We start from the raw sequence: 12,756 nt of genomic DNA, 5'->3' as shown, positions 1-12,756 counted from the left end.
TTAAGGCTCGATTTGGATATAGGTTAGGGTAGTGTCATTGTATGGTCTGTCATACTTGTAATCAATTTGCACCGCACCTTTGAGGAGGTAAAAGTCTTCATTCGAATGTCCGCTATTAAATAGAAAAAAAGTGTTTTTAGTCTTGGCAGTTGGCTTAAAGGTTACAGGGGTAGGCCCATAATACTCGCCTTGATCTGCTCTAGCTTTTATGAAAACAGCCTTTTCAAATACATGCGCCTTGCCCTCTTTAGGGATAGTGAGAGTTTTGTATTCAGCAAAACGACTAAAATTGCAAAAAAGCGTGTCGCCAAAAAGGTGTTCTAGTGAAATATTTTCATTATAAGCTAATAAAGACTTGTCTAAAAACATCCCAGCAATCCCACAGGGATACAAAGACACACCACCATAATAAAAACGCAAATGATCCAGATTTTTTATTGTGGAAATTTTTGTAGAATACGATTTTCGCATACAACACATCCACAATCCCCCTCTTATCCATCTCCAGCAATTCCGCGTAATCTTGGCGCAGTTGGCGCAAAATGGCTTGGGCACTCTCTAGGTGGGTGGCACTAAAAAATTGCTCCTTGAGATCGGCATAAGCTTTAATATAGTCCTTGAACGAGGGGAGAGCGGGGGGTGCGCATTTTAAAATGATCTCTTTGAGGGCTTGTTGTTGGTCTTGATAGAGCTTTAATGCCTCATGTCTTTGGGTGGTGTGCTCTTGTTGGCGCAAGATCGCCTGCAGACTTTCTTTATCCGCCTCTACCCCAAAAATCCCACACAAGGTATAAGCAATCTCTAGGGGCTCTATGGCGTTGATTTCTCTAACTAACATTAACTCTTTCATAACCCCTCGAATCAAGCCAGCGCTCTAAGGTGCGATCTTGGTAGTGTTGCAACACATCGAGCACATCAAAATGCGCCCCTAATTCCTCTAAAGTCCGCACCCCCATACCATCGCAACGGAGCAAAAACTTAGCCTTACGCATACAAACCTCCCACTGAATAGATTAAGTTAAAACACACACCTCTTCTTGCAAGATGATTCCAAAAGCGTTAAAAACCCGCTCTTTGGCTAGCTCGATCAAATCCAGGGCTTCCTCAAAATGCGCCCCCCCTAGATTGACCAAGAAATTAGCATGTGCGCTAGAAAAGCCCACCCGCCCTAAATTAAACCCCTTCATCCCCACCGCCTCTAATAACCTGCCGGCAAAATCCCCGGAGGGGTTTTTAAAACAACTCCCAAAGCTGGGTTTTTTAGGGTGAAAACGCATGTTTTGGCATTCTTGCAGAACGCTTTTTCTAAAACCTTGTATCTTTTGCAAACGCACCCCAAAGACCACGCCTTGAAATGCGCTAGAACGGTACCCTAGACCCAGTGCCTCTAAATCTAGCCATGCCCCATTAATATTAGCTTGCAAGATCACATCGCTCATCTGATAAGCTTTCATGCCCGCATTCATCTTAAGCAATCCGCCCACACTCCCGGGCAGTGCGCTTAAAAACTCTAGCCCCCCTAAATTATGCGTTCTAAAATAGCCAAAAAGCTTTTGTGCGTTGGTTTTTGCCCCCACTTCAATAAAACTCCCCCGATCGTCTATGTAGTCAAAACAACGATCCAACATCGCCAAATTGCACGCTTGGGGGGAGACTAAAAGATTATTACCCAAGCCCACCATTTGCACGCCCCCATAATCCTTGCATTCTTTGAGGAGTTGGAGACGCATTTTAGCCCCAATCTTCACGCTGGAATATTTGGAAAAATCTAAAACAAGGCTCAAGAAACCAGCTTAGGGATGAGCTTAAAAAGCATGCTAGTGTAATCTAAGAGCATGTTGAGCATCCAAGGCATGGTGATCACAATCACGGCGATCACAGCTAAGATTTTAGGCACAAAAGAGAGGGTCATTTCATTAATTTGCGTGGTGGCTTGGAAAATGCTCACCAAGAGCCCTACCACCAAGCCCACCAAGAGCACGGGCAAGGAGATCATCAAAGTGATTTTGTAGGTTTCAATGGCAAGTTTCATTAACTGGGCTTCCATATTACCCCCCTACATAAATTCTTGCAAGCGGTTGGCTTGTTGCATCCATGTTTGTAGTTTTTCCCACTCTTGGGCTTCTAGCCAGCCTTTCACTTGTTGCATTTCTGTAATAAAAAGCTCTAACGCCTCTAAGATGCGCCCCTGATTTTGCGCAAAAATCCCCCGCCACATCTGCGGTGCGCTCTTAGAAAGCCTGCTCATATCTCTAAAACCTCCAGCAGCTAGAGAGAGGATATTTTGGGGACTCTCTTGGGCTAAGACTACATTAGCTAGAGCGTAGCTAATAGCATGGGGGAGATGGCTTACAAAGGCGACATGGCAATCATGTTCATCCGCGCGCATTTTGACCATTTGCATACCAATGGCGCTAAAGAGTTCTCTAGCGCGCTCTGTGTGCATAGACGCGCTCTGTTCTGTGTCTACCAATACCACGATTTTATGTTTATAGAGGCCTTTTAACGCCGCTTTAGGGCCATGAAACTCTGTGCCACACATCGGGTGCGTGGCGACCACTTGAGGGCGAATTTTGGGCGGAATGGCGCGTATAACCTCCCCCTTAGCCCCGCCGATCTCAATAATTGTGGTTGTTTTGGGGGGTTGTAACTGCTTGAGAATATCTATAATACCCTGTAGGGGAGTAGCTAGGATGAGTAGATCGCATGTTTGCATGTGCTCAAAATCTAGGCATTCCTCCACTAGTCCTAAACTCAAGGCCATTTGGGCATGTATGGGGTTACTATCAAAACCTAACAAGCTTTTAATGCCTAGCTGGGCGCGCACCTCCTGCAAGGCTAGCCCCATTGAGCCCCCCATCAAACCTAGCCCAATGATGCCTACACGCATTAGGGCACCAAGGCAATTTCTAGCACATCCTCAATATGGCGCACGGCTTTAATTTCCATATTTTCCTGCACCTCTGTAGGGATGTCCTTTAAATCTCTTTGGTAGTTCTTCTCAGGGATCAAAGCGGTTTTAATGCCCGCTTTATAACTAGCAATGAGTTTTTCTTTTAATCCACCAATGGGCAAAACCCGCCCGCTCAAAGTGAGCTCTCCGGTCATCGCCACATCAGCGTGCACTTTTTTATCACACAAAATAGAGGCGATGCTAGTGGCCATAGTGATCCCTGCACTAGGACCATCTTTGGGGGTTGCGCCTTCTGGCACATGCAAATGAATATCATAGAGATTATAAATCTTGCCCTCTTTAGATTTTTTCTTTTTAGGGGTGAGCATGTCTTCATCAATGAGCAATTTCACTACAGAGTGCGCGATGTGGGCGGATTCTTTCATCACTTCGCCCAAAGACCCCGTGAGCTTTAAATTCCCCTTGCCCTTGAGTTTGATCGCCTCGATTTTGAGCACATCCCCGCCTACACTTGTCCATGCTAGACCATTGACAATTCCTAGCGCGTCTTCCTTGTCGATAGGATCGATTTCAAAGACAATTTTATCCAGAAATTCGGGAATATTTTGGGGGGTGATATGAATTTTACGGCCAGGGCGACCCCGCTTGCGTGCGCTAGGTTGTTCTTGGGTTTTAGACGATTTTTCTTCTTTGGGGGTCTTTTCTTCTTGATCGTGCAAGATTTTTTTAGCGCATTTGCGCATGATGGTCGCAACAGCGCGTCTAAGCCCGCGCACCCCTGCCTCTCTAGTGTATTTTTCAATGATGAGTTGCACCGCTTCGGGGGTGAAAGAGACTTCAGTGCCTTTAAGGGCATGTTTTTTGAGCTCTTGAGGGATGAGGTAGTTGAGCGCGATTTGCTCTTTTTCTTGAGGGGTGTAGCTAGACACGCTGATAAACTCCATGCGATCGCGTAGAGGTGGAGGGATAGTAGCGGTGTCATTAGCAGTAGCGATGAAGATAATCTTAGAGAGATCGATATTAAAATTAGTGTAATAATCCCTAAAACTGGTGTTTTGTTCAGGGTCTAAGATTTCTAAAAGCGCGCTAGCCGGATCCCCGCGCATGCTCTTATCCACTTTATCGATCTCATCGAGCACCATCACGCAATCCATTTTCTTAGCTTCGATCAAGCCCTGCACAATGCGCCCGGGCATAGAACCCAAATAAGTGCGCCGATGTCCTCTAAGCTCATTGACATCCTCTAGTCCGCCCAAGGCGATGCGCACAAGAGGACGTTTGATCGCCTTAGCAATGGAGTTAGCTAAACTGGTCTTGCCCACCCCGGGAGGACCATAGAAACATAAAATTGTGCCCTTGCTCTCCTTGTTTTCGCTTTGGCGCAGGCGCAAAAGCTCCATAGTCGCGAAGTATTCTACAATGCGCTCTTTGGGCTTTTCCAAGCTGTAATGATCCACATCTAGCTGTTTTTCTACCTCTTTGACAGAGAGATGTTTTTGACTATATTGCCCAAAAGGGATTTCAAGCACCCACTCGATATAATTTTGCAAAATCCCCACATCTGAGCTATCTTGATGGATACGACTCAAGCGATCGATCTGTTTTTTGATCTCTTTGTGAATTTCTTTGGTGATAAAAGGCTCAATCTCTTTGAGTTTTTGGGTGTATTCTTGAATTTCCTCATCGCGTTGTTTGTCAATACCTAGCTCTTTTTGAATCTGTTTGAGTTGCTCTTTAAGAAAATACTCTTTATTCACCTGTTCCATTTTGCTATGGACTTTGCTTTTAATCTCTTTTTGGAGCTTTTGAGTCTTAGTCTCTTCCATGACCAAATCGATCAAATAGAGTAGGCGCTCTTCGGTATTATCATCCGCAAAGAGCTTATAGGACTGATCTTTTTTGAGGCGCAGAGCCGAGGCGATCAAATCTACAATGCGGTTAGGATCGCTATTGTCATCAATGGCGCGCAGTAAATCGGGGGGGAAAAACTGGCTAATATTAGCCAGATTACCAACTTTTTCTTTGAGAATCTCTAAAATCGCGTGGATTTTGTCATGGTCATAATCCTTATAGGTGATCACCTCTACCATCGCCTCTAAAGGGTCATGGGATTGGATATTGACAATGCGTCCCTTACAAATCCCTTGAAAAAGGATTTTCATGCGATTATCGGGCAAAACCACTTTGCGTACAATGCTCCCAATCACGCCCACATCATAAAATTTGTCCGCTTCCTGTTCTCCATTTTTAGCACAACTTACAAAAATCAAATCATTCTTGTCTTGAGTGGCTTTGTTGGCTGCCTTGATATTGGCTTCGCTATTGATGAAAATGGGCGCAATCATGAAGGGGTACATAAAAGTCTCTTCCTCCACGATCACAGGCACTACACTTGGAAATTTTTCTATCATCTTTTCCCTTACCAGTTAAAGATTGCCACATACCATGGCATGTAAGATTTTTTGGGGTGGGTTTCTTTTTCTAAGACCTCGTCCACGCGATCTAAATAACGCTTCACGCCCTCTTTTTGATGGCGTTTTTTATACACATTGGCGATCGCGCGGTTGAGTTCGTTCTGTCCTAAAATAAACTTCACCTGCATGTATTCTACTTGGTTGATAAAACGGCTATTGGGGTATTTGTCTACAAAGTCATTGAGCATGCCAATGGTATTAGACATGAATTCTTGATCCTTGCTGTGATTTTTAAAGGAATAATAACGCGCTTGGAGCTTAAGATATTTGAGATAGTCAATATTGCTCTCATTGCCAAAACGCTTAATATACTCATCAAAATAATACTCTGCTAGCACAAATTCTTTTTTCTTCATGTGTGCCTGCCCTAAAGCGAGCATGGCCACTGGCACAAGGGGCGAATTGATGTGTTCGCTCTGCAAAGAAGAATAGTAATTATCTGCAGTCTCTAGGTTCATAAACAAAATTTCGCGCAAAATTCCTTGATACCAAAAGATTGCTGGGCGGTTATAAATCGCATCCTTATTTTTCTTGGCACAGCCTAACCACAACAGCGCACACGCCAAAGAGAGCCACAAAACCCGCATATTAAATTTCCTTAACTTCTCCAAAAGGCACATTATACCAAAAAACCCACCCACTCAGCCCTAGAATTGATTTTTAGAGTGGATTGTAGTAAAATTGAAGTTTCTACATTATGTGCAAGGGCTGGAATGTTATTTAGTGTCAAATCCCCCATTTTAGGATTTGAGCAAGTCTCTAAAATGGAGTTAGAAAAAATTGATGAAGTCTTTATGCGCCTGCGCAACGCCGATGACATCGCCCCCACCTTTACCCTTGTAAATCCTTTTGCCCTGCGTAATTACGAGTTTGATATTCCTATCGCCCTGCAAGTTTTGCTCAGTCTCGATCAAGCTCAAAATATTTTGATTGCCAATATCATGGTTATTCAAAATCCCCTCAAAGAATCCACCATCAATTTTCTAGCCCCTCTAGTTTTCAACTTTGATCACCAACTTATGGCACAGGTAGTTTTGGATAGTGCAAAATATCCCAACTACCATATTTCAGAAAGACTTGCCAACTTTTATCAAGACCAAGAGGAGTTATCTTGAAAACGCGTTTGCTCATCGTGGGTTATGGTAACATGGCGCGTGCTATTTTAAAAGGTTTTGCTAAAAACGCTTCTAAACTGACAAGCTATTATGATGTTGAGGTTACGGGCAGGAATGCAATGCAGTTCCACTATAGTTTTTTGCAAGCTCTACCATTTGAGGTGCGTTACTCTAGCACAGATGATATTATAGACATAGATCAGGATACCATCGTACTTTTAACCATTAAACCCCATGCACTGGGAAGTTATCGATACGAAGGTAAGGCATCGGCTGTGCTCAGTGTGTTAGCAGGCGTGAGTGTGGAAGACCTAGCAAAGCATATTGATAGTCAAGCTTATGTGCGTTGCATGCCTAACATTGCTGCACGCTATGGTCTTTCTGCAACAACCATGTACACTCCCCATTATCCTTTACTTCAAAGACGCGATATTCGAGAGCTTTTAAGATTTTTGGGCAATATTGTAGAAGTATCCTCCGAATCCCTCATTGATGCCTCTCTAGCCACCAATGGGAGTTCTCTAGCTTTTTTAAGCATGGTAGCTCAGGCTCTAGTGAGCGCGGGCGTGCGGGAGGGTTTGAGCGTAAATCAAGCTTCAGAACTTGTAGAGCAGAGTTTTAAGGGTTTTGCCCAACTCTTAGAGGAGCAAAATCCCCAAGAGATCATCGATTCTATCTGCACCCCCGGGGGCGCGACCATCGCGGGTTTAAGCGTGCTGGAAGAAAAGGCGTTCAAGGGTATTTTAATGCAGGCGTGCCATATCGCTGTGCGCAAAGGGCGCACTAAATTTAGAAAATAGGAGAAGGAATGGATCATAGGGTTTTCACTTTTGCAGGGCTATTGAGCCCTGATCACAGCTTCATCATCGGATTTTACACCATTGTGTGCGCATTAGCTACCCTCATCATTGGCAAGATTGCCGCTAGTAAATTACAAATGGTGCCCTTTGGTCTGCAAAATGTCTATGAGGCCACCATTGAAGGCATTTTACATGTGGCTAAAGATGTGATTGGAGAGGATTTAGCGCGTAAATATTTCCCCCTGGCGGGCACCATCGCGCTCTTTGTGTTCTATTGCAACATGATAGGCATCATCCCCGGCTTTGAAGCCCCCACAGCTAATTGGAGCTTTACCCTTGTGCTCGCCCTCATCGTCTTTTTTTACTACCACTTTGAGGGGATTCGCACCCAAGGACTCATCAAATATTTTAGCCATTTTCTAGGACCAGTTAAATGGCTCATCCCTATCATGTTGCCCGTAGAGATCGTCTCCCACCTCTCTAGGATCATCTCTCTCTCCTTCCGTCTCTTTGGTAACATTAAGGGCGATGATATGTTCTTGCTCATCATGCTCTTATTAGTCCCGTGGGTCATTCCCATTGCTCCCTTTATGGTGCTCTTTTTTATGGGAATTTTACAAGCCTTCGTGTTTATGATCTTAACCTATGTCTACTTGGCCGGTGCGGTCATTGTGGATGAAGATCACTAATGAAAAAAGCCACCCTCATTGCCTTTTTAGATTTTTTTGCCGGTCTTTTTGTGGGGATCGCGCTTGCTTGTGGTGCCTTGAGCCTCTTTATCTTTAGTGATTTTGGTCTGATGGTCGCAATCTTTTTTGCTCTCTTTGTTTTTGGGCTCTTTAGCTTTTTTGCCCTACTCTCTAAATCCATCGCCGCCCTGCTCAAAGACAGCACGCGCGATCGCATTTGATCGAATCTTATTGCATCACTCCACCTTTTTTATGCGCGCTTAGTCCTGCGGATTTTAAAACCACCCTTTTCAAAAGCTTTAGCACCCACCACCCTGTGCGCGCCTGTTTACGCGCCCCGCACGCCCATCCCGATCAACTCACCTGCTTTGTAGAACTATGTAAAACTTTTGAAATTTCTAGCTATCTTAACCTCTCCTCCTTCTCTGTAAGTCTTAATCAAGCCCTTGAATATGGCTTTTTTGGCGTGCATGCTAAAGGCGATGCGCTTCAAGAATTATCTAGCATCCCCCCCACTCTCTCTAGCTTTTATAGCGCGCATAGCACGCTAGAGGTGCAGCAAGCCCTAGAGCTAGGCGCATCTTTTTGCACCTTGAGCCCCATTTTTTCTACCCCCAACAAACCTCCTCCCTTGGGTTTGGAATATTTAGATCAACTCACCCTCCTAGAAAAAGATCATGTTTTTGGTTTAGGTGGAATTGTGGAGATTGAGCAAGTAAAGTTAATTGCTTCAAAGGGCTTAAGGGGGTTTGCTAGCGTGCGTTATTTTTTGTAAAAATTATTTGCTCGCTTTTGCCACCAAAGTATCCCAAAGAGCAGGGCAAAACTCACGCTAGAAAGCACTAGGGCGTATTGGTTAGCTAGTGTATCATCATTGGCTTCTGAGGCAATAAAGATTGCTACACTAGCCACGCGTGTTTTCCCCTCAATATCCCCTCCTAGCATCATCACTACTCCAAACTCTCCGATGGTGTGTGTAAAAGTAGTCGTGATGGCAAGCCATAGACTAGGCTTAATATTAGGCAAGAGCACCCTAAAAAAGGTAAAAAGTTTGCCCTTACCCAAAGTATAGCTTGCCTCTTTGAGTGAAGAAGGCAAATTAGCTAGAGCGTGCTGGATGGGGTTGACCATGAAGGGTAGAGAAAAGATCACACTGCCCAAGATAAGTCCCTCAAAGCTAAAAACTAGGCGCACATGCAAGTATTTTTCTACAAAAAGTCCTAATGGACTGGTAGGGGACAAAAGCAACAAGAGATAAAACCCTAACACCGTGGGAGGAAGCACTAGAGGCATCCAAGTGAGAGTTTCTAAGAGAGTTTTGAGCAAGCCCTGCCTGTGTGCCAAATAAACCCCCAAAGCTAATCCAAGGGGGAGTAAGATGAGGGTTGTGCAGGTGGCTAGGGCAAAGGTGAGCTTAAGAGTGGTGAAAAAGGCGTGATCCACTAATCCACAATGTAGCCGTAATTTTTCAAAATCGTGCGCCCTCTCTGCCCGAATATAAAGCGTTCAAACTCTCTAGCAAGGGGATTTTTTCCCCCCGCATTGGTGAGCACGAGGGCTTGCTCAATGGGTTGGTAATACTCTTTGGGCACGATGTAATAGTGCTTAGAATCGTGGCGATCCATCAAAGAGAGCGCGCTAAAACCCAATTCAGCCCCCCCGCTAGCGACATACTGATTAGCTTGGGCGATGGAGTTGCCTAGTAAAATCTTGGGCTTGAGAATTTGGGCAAGTTGGAGTTTTTCAAGCACTTCCATACTAGCTCTGCCATAGGGAGCTAAAGTGGGGTTAGCCATAGCGAGGTGTTTGAAAGAACCCTTTAAGACCTCTAAGGAGGGCACTAAGCGCGTTTTGCTCCACAACACTAGCACGCCCTTTGCGTAGATTTTGGGCGTGTAGGGGGCGATCTTATCCTCACTCAAGCGTAAGGGGCGTTTTTTATCCGCGCTCACAAAGAGATCAAAGGGCGCACCTTGATGGATTTGATTATAAAGCTTGCCCGAAGATCCAAAACTCAAATACACCTTAACATTTGGGTGTTCTTTTAAAAAAGCCTGCTTGATCGCTTCTAAGGCTTTAGTAAGATTAGCTGCCCCAGCAACATGAACCTCTTTGATTTCCTTAGCTACACTCATAGAGAGAGTCAACAACGCCATGATCAAGAATCGTGGTACAAATCCCATGTTATTTCCTCGTTATGATATGCCATTATAACATAATGTCATCATAACATGTATTTTAAGTTAAAATTAATGCTTATGGGAGTAAGATTAAGACTTTTTGAAGCGGAGTATGGCGCAGCCTGATTAGCGCGCACCCTTGGGGTGGGTGAGGTCGTGGGTTTGAATCCCGCTACTCCGACCACTTTATCTACATCTAGCGTTTTCCATGCAATAGGGTTTTTTGTTTAGCCGGGTCTACATTGTATTTTGGTGCGTTCGTTTTGTTCTCTTTGTTTTGCGGTGTCTGTGTGTAACATCCCACTGCACCCACTGCCAATAATACCAACAATAATCCATGCCTCATGATAATCCTTATTTTAAAAACCCTCATTATAATACCCATCAACCCAAAGTTTCCATGCTTTTTTCCCAAAAATTGTAACTTTGCTATAGTTTGCGCGTCTTTTTACCCATTTGAGTCGTAATAAGCACTCCTGAGAAGACAATGAGTCCTATGCCAACTCCTTGCCAAATGTCTAGCCACGGATCTCCTAACATCATTCCAAAGACGCTACTCCAAATTAAACGGGTGTAATTTATCGGAGAGATGATCCCTGCTGGAGCACTCATATAAGCTTTGGTGAGGAAAAACTGCCCCAACATACCTGTAAGTCCAATTCCCATGAAAACCCACATATCCCACTGCCACCAGCTCCCACTAAAGCGTAAGGGATAGTAACCTGAGGCAAAGGGAGGCAGATGTATAAATAATCCTATAAAACCCAAAACACTTAGGCACAAACTAAAAACAAAAACCACAAAGCCTTCATCATAATATTCTTTCAGGCGGTTTAAACTGGTGTAAGCTATGGCTACCAATAAACCATTGAGTATGCCACAGACAATCTGCCACCATGAAAGAGTGCCAGTATATGGATTAGTAACCAGTATCACGCCCATCACTCCTAATAAACCTGCCAATAGTAAGCGCGGGCTTATGGGTTCTTTAAAAATAAAAAAGGCGATCGTAATCGAATAGAGGGGCGCACTTTGATTAAAGGCGGTGGCAGTGCTCAAAGACATGGTATAGATGTTATAACACATCAAGATCATGCTAATTGACCCAATTACCATACGCCAATATAATAAAAAAGTTCCTCCTTTTTTATGCGCTTTAAAACTAAAGGGTTTAGCGTAGTAAAGTAGTGTTAGAAACAAGAGCATGAAAAAAGAACGATAAAAGATATTTTCTAGGGGGTGAATAATAATTGCTCATTATTTTAATGAGTGCTCCCATGACTCCCAAGTTAAAGGCACTTAAAGGCATATAAAATAGCCCTAATTTGACATTCATGTAACATTCCTTCATTCAATCAATCATTCTAACAGCCAAGTGGTCTTGTCTGCTTCTATCAGTTCTAAAAATTCTGTAAAACTTTTTATTTGAGAGAAGATTTTTTAGCTCTGCTAATCTCAACAATGATCCATAACAATCCCAAGAGCAGTACAAAATGCAGACTCAAACCCTTAAGCGTGCCCAGCCAAGTTAGCAAATTCACTTTTGGATAATCCGTAATCCATGGGGCAAAATGATCCCAAAGCAGGGCAAGTAAGCCTGCGCCTAAAATATTGCCCACACCCACCAACATAAAATACATTTGTCCCTGCATTGCCTTATATATCCAACCACATTCACATCCCCCAGCTATCACAATCCCCACGCCAAAGAGCAATCCGCCTACAAAAATCCCCGGAGAAGTCCACATAATTTTAGGCGACACGCCCAAATGGATATAGCTAAACACTCCGATGCTAGAAACCATCATGCCTACCACCAACGCGCATGCTATTCCACTTTTGCCCTCAAGAAACAAATCTCTAAACGCACTGGTGAAGCAAATTTGTGCTCTTGAAATGATGATCCCAAAGACCCAGCCAAAACCCAAAGCGCAGGCCAGTTTAACCCTTGTGTTAGTGCCCTCATAAATCATCCAAGCCCCCACTAAAATAAAAACCAGTACACCTAAAAACCTAGATAGTCCTTTGGACAAAGCGCGCCCTGCATGCTCAAGCTGGCAGACTGAGCACTCGATAAACTTCACGCCCCCATAAATGCCTAGCAAGGTCGCCAAAGTAAAAAACCACGCGTGTAGGCTAAATTGCGGAATTCCGGTTAAAAAGCTGGCCAAATTGCAACCCATGCCAAGCCTAGCTCCAAAGCCTGCTAACACCCCACCCAAAAGAGCTCTGCTCGCCTGTTTATAGCTGTAAAATCCGCTAAATCTGATCTGACCCGCCCAAGCGGCCGCGCAAAAAGCTCCCCCAAACATTCCCAAAAGCATCATGCCATCAATGCGATCTAGGGGCGTGCCATGCAATCCAATGATCTTGAAATAACCTAAGTTATGGGTGTCCACACCTAAGGCATGCAAAATGTGTCCGCTCCAACGGGTAAATTCCCCTGTAACCGCCCAATAAGTGCCCAGTAAACCAAAATAATAAGCTGAAGCGATGCTTAAGGCCATGATAGCCCACCAGTAAGACCATCGCTTTACAAAGCACAGGTGTAAAAAGGCCACTCCAAAAATCCCCTATGTTAGTG

18 protein-coding genes and 1 tRNA gene are annotated in these 12,756 nt (G+C 44.2%); 6 read left to right on the top strand and 13 right to left on the bottom strand.

Translation table 11 applies throughout. The features are described from left to right. The 8 genes from C6H00_RS01840 to bamD are packed head-to-tail and all read right to left on the bottom strand — an operon-like array spanning position 1 to position 5,975. Entirely contained in the window at positions 1 to 369 is a 369-nt protein-coding gene (locus C6H00_RS01840; RefSeq protein ID WP_104749347.1) for a hypothetical protein, read from the bottom strand. Beyond that, positions 338 to 838, bottom strand: a complete 501-nt coding sequence (locus C6H00_RS01835; RefSeq protein ID WP_104749346.1) for a hypothetical protein — start codon at positions 836 to 838, stop codon at positions 338 to 340. Before C6H00_RS01835 ends, C6H00_RS01840 begins: the two co-directional genes overlap by 32 nt. Next, complete coding sequence (locus tag C6H00_RS08495; protein ID WP_158655705.1) at positions 828 to 992, bottom strand: hypothetical protein; 165 nt, start codon at positions 990 to 992, stop codon at positions 828 to 830. Before C6H00_RS08495 ends, C6H00_RS01835 begins: the two co-directional genes overlap by 11 nt. Positions 993 to 1,013: 21 nt before the next feature. Continuing rightward, positions 1,014 to 1,784, bottom strand: a complete 771-nt coding sequence (locus C6H00_RS01830) for a UDP-N-acetylmuramate dehydrogenase (protein ID WP_104749345.1) — start codon at positions 1,782 to 1,784, stop codon at positions 1,014 to 1,016. After that, positions 1,781 to 2,047 carry a flagellar biosynthesis protein FliQ gene (gene fliQ / locus C6H00_RS01825; protein WP_013469567.1) on the bottom strand — a complete coding sequence of 89 codons (267 nt, stop codon included), beginning with the start codon at positions 2,045 to 2,047 and terminating at the stop codon, positions 1,781 to 1,783. The genes C6H00_RS01830 and fliQ overlap by 4 nt, the downstream gene beginning before the upstream one ends. A gap of 9 nt (positions 2,048 to 2,056) precedes the next feature. Then, a complete protein-coding gene (locus tag C6H00_RS01820; RefSeq protein WP_104749344.1) occupies positions 2,057 to 2,890 on the bottom strand; it encodes a prephenate dehydrogenase in 834 nt (277 codons plus the stop codon). After that, complete coding sequence (gene lon / locus C6H00_RS01815; protein ID WP_199769146.1) at positions 2,890 to 5,325, bottom strand: endopeptidase La; 2,436 nt, start codon at positions 5,323 to 5,325, stop codon at positions 2,890 to 2,892. The genes C6H00_RS01820 and lon overlap by 1 nt, the downstream gene beginning before the upstream one ends. Positions 5,326 to 5,333: 8 nt before the next feature. Then, complete coding sequence (bamD, locus tag C6H00_RS01810; RefSeq protein ID WP_104749342.1) at positions 5,334 to 5,975, bottom strand: outer membrane protein assembly factor BamD; 642 nt, start codon at positions 5,973 to 5,975, stop codon at positions 5,334 to 5,336. 126 nt (positions 5,976 to 6,101) lie between these two features. Between bamD and fliW the strand changes: the two genes are divergently transcribed. Genes fliW through C6H00_RS01785 form a run of 5 tightly spaced genes read left to right on the top strand, consistent with a single transcriptional unit; the run spans position 6,102 to position 8,767 of the window. Then, positions 6,102 to 6,503 carry a flagellar assembly protein FliW gene (gene fliW / locus C6H00_RS01805; RefSeq protein ID WP_104749341.1) on the top strand — a complete coding sequence of 134 codons (402 nt, stop codon included), beginning with the start codon at positions 6,102 to 6,104 and terminating at the stop codon, positions 6,501 to 6,503. After that, a complete protein-coding gene (gene proC / locus C6H00_RS01800; RefSeq protein WP_104749340.1) occupies positions 6,500 to 7,303 on the top strand; it encodes a pyrroline-5-carboxylate reductase in 804 nt (267 codons plus the stop codon). The genes fliW and proC overlap by 4 nt, the downstream gene beginning before the upstream one ends. Positions 7,304 to 7,311: 8 nt before the next feature. Next, positions 7,312 to 7,992, top strand: a complete 681-nt coding sequence (locus tag C6H00_RS01795) for a F0F1 ATP synthase subunit A (protein WP_104749339.1) — start codon at positions 7,312 to 7,314, stop codon at positions 7,990 to 7,992. After that, the gene (locus tag C6H00_RS01790) at positions 7,992 to 8,213 is read left to right on the top strand and encodes a hypothetical protein (RefSeq protein ID WP_104749338.1); all 222 of its coding nucleotides are present in this window, start codon (positions 7,992 to 7,994) and stop codon (positions 8,211 to 8,213) included. The genes C6H00_RS01795 and C6H00_RS01790 overlap by 1 nt, the downstream gene beginning before the upstream one ends. Next, positions 8,210 to 8,767 (top strand): thiamine phosphate synthase, encoded by a 558-nt coding sequence (locus tag C6H00_RS01785; RefSeq protein WP_158655704.1) that lies wholly within the window; start codon positions 8,210 to 8,212, stop codon positions 8,765 to 8,767. The genes C6H00_RS01790 and C6H00_RS01785 overlap by 4 nt, the downstream gene beginning before the upstream one ends. Here C6H00_RS01785 and modB read toward each other — a convergent pair. Both modB and modA read right to left on the bottom strand, forming a co-directional pair. Beyond that, a complete protein-coding gene (gene modB, locus C6H00_RS01780; protein ID WP_104749336.1) occupies positions 8,755 to 9,435 on the bottom strand; it encodes a molybdate ABC transporter permease subunit in 681 nt (226 codons plus the stop codon). The genes C6H00_RS01785 and modB overlap by 13 nt on opposite strands. Continuing rightward, positions 9,435 to 10,175 carry a molybdate ABC transporter substrate-binding protein gene (gene modA / locus C6H00_RS01775; protein WP_233704361.1) on the bottom strand — a complete coding sequence of 247 codons (741 nt, stop codon included), beginning with the start codon at positions 10,173 to 10,175 and terminating at the stop codon, positions 9,435 to 9,437. The genes modB and modA overlap by 1 nt, the downstream gene beginning before the upstream one ends. A 103-nt stretch (positions 10,176 to 10,278) precedes the next feature. Here modA and C6H00_RS01770 point away from each other — a divergent pair. Beyond that, positions 10,279 to 10,356 (top strand) — tRNA-Pro (locus C6H00_RS01770). Positions 10,357 to 10,368: 12 nt separating this feature from the next. Here the strand turns inward: C6H00_RS01770 and C6H00_RS08490 are convergent. From C6H00_RS08490 to yedE, 3 genes are all read right to left on the bottom strand, one after another. Further along, positions 10,369 to 10,518 carry a hypothetical protein gene (locus tag C6H00_RS08490; protein ID WP_158655703.1) on the bottom strand — a complete coding sequence of 50 codons (150 nt, stop codon included), beginning with the start codon at positions 10,516 to 10,518 and terminating at the stop codon, positions 10,369 to 10,371. 83 nt (positions 10,519 to 10,601) lie between these two features. Beyond that, positions 10,602 to 11,378, bottom strand: a complete 777-nt coding sequence (locus C6H00_RS01765) for a DMT family transporter (RefSeq protein ID WP_233704360.1) — start codon at positions 11,376 to 11,378, stop codon at positions 10,602 to 10,604. Positions 11,379 to 11,593: 215 nt separating this feature from the next. After that, on the bottom strand, positions 11,594 to 12,733 hold the full coding sequence (gene yedE / locus C6H00_RS01760; RefSeq protein ID WP_267891973.1) for a selenium metabolism membrane protein YedE/FdhT: 1,140 nt from the start codon (positions 12,731 to 12,733) through the stop codon (positions 11,594 to 11,596). Between the last annotated feature and the right edge of the window lie 23 nt (positions 12,734 to 12,756).

The sequence above is a fragment of the Helicobacter cynogastricus genome, assembly GCF_900197855.1.
Taxonomy (GTDB): Bacteria; Campylobacterota; Campylobacteria; order Campylobacterales; family Helicobacteraceae; genus Helicobacter; species Helicobacter cynogastricus.
Note: the sequence above shows the minus strand (reverse complement) of the source record. Positions and strands in the feature narration are given on the sequence as shown.